Below are 7,328 nucleotides of genomic sequence, written 5' to 3' on the forward strand. Positions count from 1 at the left end.
CATCTTGTGAAAGCTAAGCGGATAGAGAAAGCAGGTGAGTTTGATGAATTCTTTGACAAAGGCGCGCAAAGCGCAACGGTGGGCGCCCTATTTTTTTGTTTCTCCTTTTTTTCTGATCTTCGGGCTTTTTTCGTTGTTTCCCATTTTGTTTACTCTTTATATCAGCTTGACCGATTGGAGCTTAAACGGAGCGTCTAATTTCATCGGCTTCGGTAACTATGCGGAAGTACTACAGGACAGCCGGTTCTACGACGCGCTGCTCAACACAGTTATATTCATGATTATGATCATTCCTCCCCAAATCATTATTGCCTTGTTTATCAGCGTATTGCTGACTAGTGGCAAAGTGCCATTCGTGGGAGCCTTCAGGCTAATCAACTTCTTGCCGTATATTACGACTTCAGTAGCAGTTGGACTCATCTTTGGTATCCTGTTCGACTGGAATTTTGGTACCGTTAATACACTGCTCCAAAATCTCGGCGTCTCACAGGAGAAGATCAACTGGCTTGGCCAACCGGGACCAGCTCGAATTGTTGTTAGCTTGGTGACGGTATGGAAATATTTTGGCTACACAGCTGTTATGTTTCTAGTAGGGATTACGGGTATCAGCCGCCAGCTTTACGAGGCATCTGATCTAGACGGCGCGACCAAGATACAGCAATTCCGCTACATTACATTGCCAATGCTTCGTCCCGTTATGTTATTCGTCGTCATGACGACAATGATCGGGTGCTTCCAAATTTTCGACGAGCCTTACATGCTGTTTACAGGAATGGGAAGCTCACTCATTGGTGGTCCAGAGGGCTCTGCCTTGACCGGAACTTGGCTCATTTATGATAATGTATTTGGTAGCTTATCACGGTTTGGTTATGGATCTGCTATTGCGTACGTACTCTTTCTCTTTATATGTATGGTATCGTTCGTAACGTTCAGAATGATGAATAAGGGGGAGGAAGAATGAGAAGCATCAGAAGAATGACCCCCGGATCGTGGATAGGCTTGCTCGTTATGCTCGTCATTTCCATCATGGCTTTCTATCCGTTTTATTCGATGTTAATTATGAGCACCTATCAATCCAATGATCTGTACACAAGTATTAAGCTGCTTCCCGGCAACTATCTGGGTGAAAACTTTAAGACATTATTTTCAATAGATTTTCTGGCTTACTATAAAAACAGTATAATTGTAGCGATATCTACGACAGTACTGGGCGTGTTGGTTAGCGCTGCTGCTGGGTTTGCCTTCGGTAAGTACAAATTTCGATTTAAAAATGTACTGTTCGTAAGCGTCTTGTTGACCATGATGATTCCGATGCAATTCGGTATTGTGGCATTCGTTATTGAGATGCGGTGGTTTGGCTGGCTAGATACGCTGCTTCCACTCATCATTCCTCCTGCAGCTAACGCTTTCGGTGTCTTCTGGATGACGCAATTTGCCAGAAGTACGATTCCCGATGAAGTTATGGAGAGCGCCAGAATCGACGGTTGCGGTGAAACTAGCATTTTCTTCAAGATCGTGCTTCCGTTTCTGCGTCCTGCATTCATCACACTTGGTCTTCTGTTTTTCCTTTGGTCATGGAACAGCTTCTTCGTACCGCTGATCGTCCTGAGCACGGATTCACTTTATACGATTCCGCTCGGTATTCGTGGGCTGGCTGGACAATTCCGTGCCGATAGCGCTGCACAGATTCTAGGTCTTACTATTGGAACAATTCCAGTACTCGTTTTCTTCGCTATTTTTTCTAAAAACTTGATTGAAGGGCTTGCTTCGTCCGCGGTAAAAGGTTAATTGATCAGTCGCGAACACGAACAGGCCGCCAAGGAGGCCGCACCATGAAAAGTCTTGTCACGGATGGCAAGGGCGGGCTAGACGTCGTTGAAGTAACCCGTCCTGCCTACAATGAATATCAGGCTCTCGTGAAGATGGAAAGCTGCGGTTTATGCCGTGGAACTGACACGAAGCTTATCCAAGGCAAGTTCAAAGGCTTCGATTCGTATCCGGCCATACTTGGTCACGAAGGAGTCGGTCGGGTCGTCGAGGTAGGAAACGCCGTCAAAAGCTTCAAAATCGGAGACTTGGTGCTGCTGCCTTTCGTTGAAGGAATGACAGAAGAGAAGTACCACTCCGGCTGGGGCGCATTCTCGGAGTACGCCGTCGTGGGCGATGCACAGGCACTGATTGCAGACGATAAAGGGCCGGGGAATTCTCTTTTCTCCGAGGCTTATTATGCGCAACAGATTGTTCCGGATGATATTCCGGTAGTCGATGCTGCAATGATTGTTACATTCCGGGAGGTCCTCGCCGCTTGCCGCAGGTTCGGTTTTCAAGCAGGAGAGAGTATCGTTATTTTCGGAGCCGGACCGGTAGGACTTACCTTCGCGAAATTCGCTAAGCTGCTAGGGATGGCCCCTGTTGTTGTTTCCGTCAATCGCGACGAGAAGCTCCAGGAGGCGCTTGATGCGGGTGCTGATTATGCTTTCAATAGTCGCAAAACGGACATTGTGAGTGAAGTTCGCAAGCTTTTTCCAAATGGAGTCGATTACGCGGTTGATGCGATTGGAGCGAATGAGGTTCTTGCCCAATCCATGAAGCTAGTGCGCAATGACGGTAAAATCTGCTGCTACGGAGTATCCTCTGAGCTGAAAATGGAGCTCGACTGGAGCAAAGCCGCCTATAACTGGTCACTACATTTCCTGCAATGGCCATCTAAGCTCGAAGAATCACAATGTCATGATCAGATCATTTCATGGATTCGTTCCGGAGAGCTAGTCCCAGCTGACTATATCTCTGATGTGCTGGATTTTTCCGATATCGGAGGCCTTGGCGACTACTTAGAAAAAGGTCGAATTAACAAAAAAATGATAATCCGTTTTGGATAAAAAAGGGGTATATTTCATATGATAACACCACAATTGTTCGCTAAATTGCCTGAGGATATTGCAGTTACCCCCGATGCTTTTGCAATCGATTCTCAAGGCCGTCTAATTCTGTCTTGTCCTAACTACGCAGATCCAACAAAGCAGGGCTGTCTGCTTCGGTTCAAAGAAGATCGGGTTCCCGTGAAATGGGCAGACGTTCCTCTTCACCCCGAAACAGGAAAAGCTCATCCAATGGGTATCGCTTTCGGTCCTGATGGTGACTTGTACGTCTGTGATAATCAAGGCTGGTCTGGAGCGCCTGAGCTTATGTTCAAAGGACGAATCCTGCGTCTTCGTATCAACGAGGAAGGCGAAGTTGTCCGCACGACGGTTGTAGCCTCTGATATGGAGCATCCAAACGGAATTCGAATTAGAGATGGCTATTTGTACGTGACTCAGAGCCTACTAACTAAAGTTCAGGATCCAAGCGGGCTGCTCGTAAGCTGCGTCTACAAATTCGCTTTGGATGATGAGGATATTGTCGTTACAAATACGTTAGAGGATCCTAACATCTGGACAACATTCCTTACGCACAAGCTGGATTGCCAGTATGGAGCAGACGGTATCGTTTTTGATAAAGCCGGAGTCCTTTACGTTGGTAATTTCGGTGATGGAGCTATTCATCGTATTGTCTCTAACGAGGACGGCACTGTACGCAGCAATGAGGTTTGGGCGCAGGATCAGGCTCAGCTTCAAAGCACGGACGGCATGATTTTCGATGAAGCTGGCAATCTGTACATTGCTGATTTCTCAGCTAACGCTATTGGTACGGTTACGCCCGATGGTAAAGTATCCCGCCTGGCACAAAGCCCTGATACAGATGGTCTGAACGGAGAGCTTGATCAACCTGGTGAGCCGGTTGTATGGAATGGCATACTTGTTGTCTCATGCTTCAACTTAGTTACAGGACCGGACAAAGTGAATACGAAGCATGAGCTTCCAGCTACGCTGTCCTTCTTGGATCTGTCGAAATTAGCATAGACGCTAGGCTACGATTTTTACGAAGAACGGCGACTCGCCAGGTGCGAGAAAACGTTTGTTCTTCGTATTACATCCATATGTCATGACAAATTGACATTAGGACTGATTTGGAAGGTGGAAGTAACATGAATAAAGTGCTCATAACTCCGAAATCTTATCATTATTACAAAGATAAAGCTTTTGAAATGCTGCGCGCCAAAGGGTATGAGCCGATTGAAAACCAAACTGGTCGCACACTGACCGAGGATGAAATCATCGAGCTTGCCAAGGAAGGCGTCGTTGGCGTCATTGTTGGAGTCGATCCGATGCCTGCACGTGTACTCGAGCAGCTGAAGGATGTACGGGCTGTCTCGAAATATGGAATGGGTGTCGACAATATTGACACTGGGCGTGCGGGTGAGCTTGGCATTCAGGTCCGGGCTGCGCAAGGAACGAACAATGTATCAGTTGCAGAGCTGGCAATCGGACTTATTTTCGCTGCATCGCGTCATTTACCAGCTATGAGTGCGAAGGTTAAGCAAGGAAGCTGGGATCGTATTCTAGGTCGGGAGCTCACAGGTAAAACTGTAGGGATTGTCGGCGGTGGTCAAATCGGCTTTGAGGTTGCTAAGCGGGCGCGCGGATTGGAGATGGACGTGTCTGTGTATGACCCGTTCCTGAAGGATGATGCGTTCGCGGATCAGCCGGGCATTCGACTCGTTCGTGACTTAGATGCCTTATTCGCTAGCTCAGATTACATTTCACTTCACGTACCCGCAGTACCGGACACTTACCATCTGATTAATGCTCGGACTCTTGCTCTTATGAAGCCTTCCGCCATACTCATTAATACTTCGCGTGGGGAGCTTATCGATGAGGAAGCACTATATGATGCTCTTGTAGATGGCAAGCTTTCTGGGGCGGCAGTTGATGTTTTCTCCAGTGAGCCTCCGCAGCCGGGTAATAAGCTCGTCGCTTTGGATCAATTTATTTTAACCTCCCATACGGGTGCGTTTACTTATGAAGCTATAGAGAAAATGGTCCTACGTTCGACGATCAACCTGCTCGATATGCTAGAGCAAAGTGAAGCGTTGGCTTAACGACCGAACCAAAGGAGAGATTCTCATATGATTTTACCTAACAAAGCGACCCGCCCGACGATGTATTTCATTGGCGTGACGACGGGAAAATCGTCCATTATGAAGCTATTTCCAGAATGGGCGACAATCCTTGGACTCGAAGGTGCAGAAATTAAAGGAATAGATATTGGCATTCATGCCGATCCCGAGGAATACCGCAAAGTTGTTGAGTTCATCCGGGACGATGAGCTGTCCATGGGTGCGCTAGTAACTACGCATAAAATTGATTTGTATGACGCTGCCAAGGATTTGTTCGATGAGCTAGATCCTTACGCGACTATGTTCGGAGAGCTTTCCTCCATCTCGAAGGAGAACGGCAAGCTCATTGGCCATGCGAAAGATCCGATCACAAGCGGGATGTCGATGGAAGCCTTCGTGCCTCAAGGCTTTTGGGAACAGCATGGTGGAGAATTGTTTGTTATGGGTGCAGGCGGTAGTGCTATTGCGATCTGCTCCGCGCTTCTGGAAGAAAAGCATGGTAAAGATATTCCTTCTCGTATCGTGGTCACGAACCGCAGCGAGCCAAGGCTGAAGGAAATCGAACGGATTGTTCGGACACTTAGACCGGACGTGAAGGCGGACTTTTATTTAACACCGGGTGCTGAAGACAACGATAAGGCAATGAGCGGCGTTAAGCCGAATTCCTTGATTGTTAATGCGACGGGCTTAGGCAAGGATCGCCCCGGCTCCCCTCTAACAGATACAGCTGTATTTCCGAAAAAGAGCCTCGTATGGGAATTGAATTATCGTGGAGAGCTTGATTTCATGAAGCAAGCATTCATAGCGGCTGAAGGCAGCGAGCTGACAGTAGAGGACGGCTGGATTTACTTCTTACACGGCTGGACACAGGTTATCGCCGAAGTGTTCCATCTAGATATGACCACGGATCGTTTTGAGCAAATTGCTCGATTATCCGCGCTTACTCGCTAAAGGATCGAAAGGGGAACACATACATGAATAACAGCAGCCAAGGCAAAGCAACAATCCCATTTACTGAAATTTTCGATCTGAAGAGCGGCATGTCGCCTAGCAGACCTTCTACAAAGCGTCTTTTGTCCCAGATGAAGGGGATGTATACCGATAAAGCTGCTTTTGATAGCGACGTAGCTAATGGTGACCCTGTCGTTTACGAATTTTACGAGCTTAGTCTTCCTCATGATCCAGGTGAGCTACTGTTCGGCACGAGTATCGTGTATCCGGGCAAAGTAGGCGAAGAGTATTACATGACCAAAGGTCATTTTCATACGATTCTAGAAACAGGCGAAGTATATTATTGTTTGTCCGGACAGGGCTTTATGCTCATGGAAAACCCTGAAGGGGATGTACGAATCGAGGAGTTTCGCCCCGGTGCGGCAGTTTACGTTCCTCCTCGTTACGCACACCGTAGCATTAATAGTGGTAACGAGCCTCTTGTTACGTTTTTCGTATTCCGGGCAGATGCTGGACACGACTACGGTACAATTGAGACGAAGGGCTATCGCAAATGCGTCGTAGAGCGCGACGGTAAACCGGAAGTGATCGACAACGAGCGCTGGAAAGCGTAAGCGAGGGGATAAATAACAGATGGAATATACTTTTCTAGGAAGAACGGGCCTTCGAGTAAGTAAGCTTTGCTTGGGAACGATGAATTTCGGAGTCGACACGGACGAGGCGGAATCTTTCCGCATTATGGATGAAGCGCTGGATGCGGGCATCAATTTCTTTGATACGGCTAACATCTATGGCTGGGGAGAAAATGCTGGCTTGACGGAGACAATCATCGGTCGCTGGTTCGCTCAAGGTGGACAGCGCAGGGAGAAGGTTGTGCTTGCAACGAAGGTGTTCGAGCCCATCTCCAATCCTGTTGATGGTCCGAACGATGTTAAGGGCTTATCACTGTACAAAATCCGCCGTCACCTTGAAGGCTCTCTTCGGAGACTGCAGACGGATCATGTTGAGCTGTACAAAATGCATCACATTGATCGCCGCACACCGTGGGAAGAATTGTGGGAAGCATTCGAAACCGTTGTCCGTCAGGGTAAGGTTGATTATGTTGGCTCTAGTAATTTTGCTGGTTGGCAGCTAGTTAAAGCGCAAGCAGCTGCGAAAGAGCGGAAGTTCATGGGGCTCGTGTGCGAACAGCATAAATACAGCCTTCTGAACCGGATTCCTGAGCTAGAGGTATTGCCTGCTGCTCGCGATCTCGGACTTGGCGTCGTCGCTTGGAGTCCTCTTGACGGAGGCTTGCTAGGCGGCAGGGCGTTGAAATCGTCTGGCGCAGGACGGACTGAGCGTCAGAAGGAGCTAATCGAGAAGCACCGTAGTCAGCTTG

The 7,328-nt window shown here is 48.0% G+C and carries 8 protein-coding genes (1 of these 8 running past the window's edge); all 8 read left to right on the top strand.

The window, feature by feature from the left end; genetic code table 11:
* Nucleotides 1-43: 43 nt before the first annotated feature.
* Nucleotides 44-961, top strand: a complete 918-nt coding sequence (locus KCTCHS21_RS11050; protein ID WP_130607674.1) for a carbohydrate ABC transporter permease — start codon at nt 44-46, stop codon at nt 959-961.
* On the top strand, nt 958-1,788 hold the full coding sequence (locus KCTCHS21_RS11055) for a carbohydrate ABC transporter permease (RefSeq protein ID WP_232058161.1): 831 nt from the start codon (nt 958-960) through the stop codon (nt 1,786-1,788). Before KCTCHS21_RS11050 ends, KCTCHS21_RS11055 begins: the two co-directional genes overlap by 4 nt.
* A 44-nt stretch (nt 1,789-1,832) precedes the next feature.
* Nucleotides 1,833-2,879: a zinc-dependent alcohol dehydrogenase gene (locus KCTCHS21_RS11060; protein ID WP_130607676.1), complete on the top strand. Its 1,047-nt coding sequence runs from the start codon at nt 1,833-1,835 to the stop codon at nt 2,877-2,879.
* Between the two features lie 18 nt (nt 2,880-2,897).
* Complete coding sequence (locus KCTCHS21_RS11065; RefSeq protein WP_130607678.1) at nt 2,898-3,899, top strand: SMP-30/gluconolactonase/LRE family protein; 1,002 nt, start codon at nt 2,898-2,900, stop codon at nt 3,897-3,899.
* A gap of 125 nt (nt 3,900-4,024) precedes the next feature.
* Nucleotides 4,025-4,978 (top strand): phosphoglycerate dehydrogenase, encoded by a 954-nt coding sequence (locus tag KCTCHS21_RS11070; protein WP_130607680.1) that lies wholly within the window; start codon nt 4,025-4,027, stop codon nt 4,976-4,978.
* 27 nt (nt 4,979-5,005) lie between these two features.
* The gene (locus KCTCHS21_RS11075; RefSeq protein WP_130607682.1) at nt 5,006-5,947 is read left to right on the top strand and encodes a shikimate dehydrogenase family protein; all 942 of its coding nucleotides are present in this window, start codon (nt 5,006-5,008) and stop codon (nt 5,945-5,947) included.
* Nucleotides 5,948-5,970: 23 nt separating this feature from the next.
* Nucleotides 5,971-6,561, top strand: coding sequence for a glucose-6-phosphate isomerase (locus KCTCHS21_RS11080; RefSeq protein WP_179952670.1), 591 nt, complete (start codon nt 5,971-5,973; stop codon nt 6,559-6,561).
* Between the two features lie 19 nt (nt 6,562-6,580).
* On the top strand, nt 6,581-7,328 hold the 5' portion of the coding sequence (locus tag KCTCHS21_RS11085; protein WP_130607684.1) for an aldo/keto reductase. Its footprint extends 233 nt past the window's final position; only the first 748 of its 981 coding nucleotides appear in the window; it begins with the start codon at nt 6,581-6,583; its stop codon lies beyond the right edge, outside the window.

Origin of the sequence: Cohnella abietis (genome assembly GCF_004295585.1) — a bacterium.
GTDB classification, from domain to species: domain Bacteria; phylum Bacillota; class Bacilli; order Paenibacillales; family Paenibacillaceae; genus Cohnella; species Cohnella abietis.

Coding starts and splice junctions, on each gene's coding strand:
- KCTCHS21_RS11075 (WP_130607682.1), top strand. CDS start 5,006: ATGATTTTACCTAACAAAGCGACCCGCCCGACGATGTATTTCATTGGC.
- KCTCHS21_RS11060 (WP_130607676.1), top strand. CDS start 1,833: ATGAAAAGTCTTGTCACGGATGGCAAGGGCGGGCTAGACGTCGTTGAA.
- KCTCHS21_RS11055 (WP_232058161.1), top strand. CDS start 958: ATGAGAAGCATCAGAAGAATGACCCCCGGATCGTGGATAGGCTTGCTC.
- KCTCHS21_RS11070 (WP_130607680.1), top strand. CDS start 4,025: ATGAATAAAGTGCTCATAACTCCGAAATCTTATCATTATTACAAAGAT.
- KCTCHS21_RS11065 (WP_130607678.1), top strand. CDS start 2,898: ATGATAACACCACAATTGTTCGCTAAATTGCCTGAGGATATTGCAGTT.
- KCTCHS21_RS11050 (WP_130607674.1), top strand. CDS start 44: ATGAATTCTTTGACAAAGGCGCGCAAAGCGCAACGGTGGGCGCCCTAT.
- KCTCHS21_RS11080 (WP_179952670.1), top strand. CDS start 5,971: ATGAATAACAGCAGCCAAGGCAAAGCAACAATCCCATTTACTGAAATT.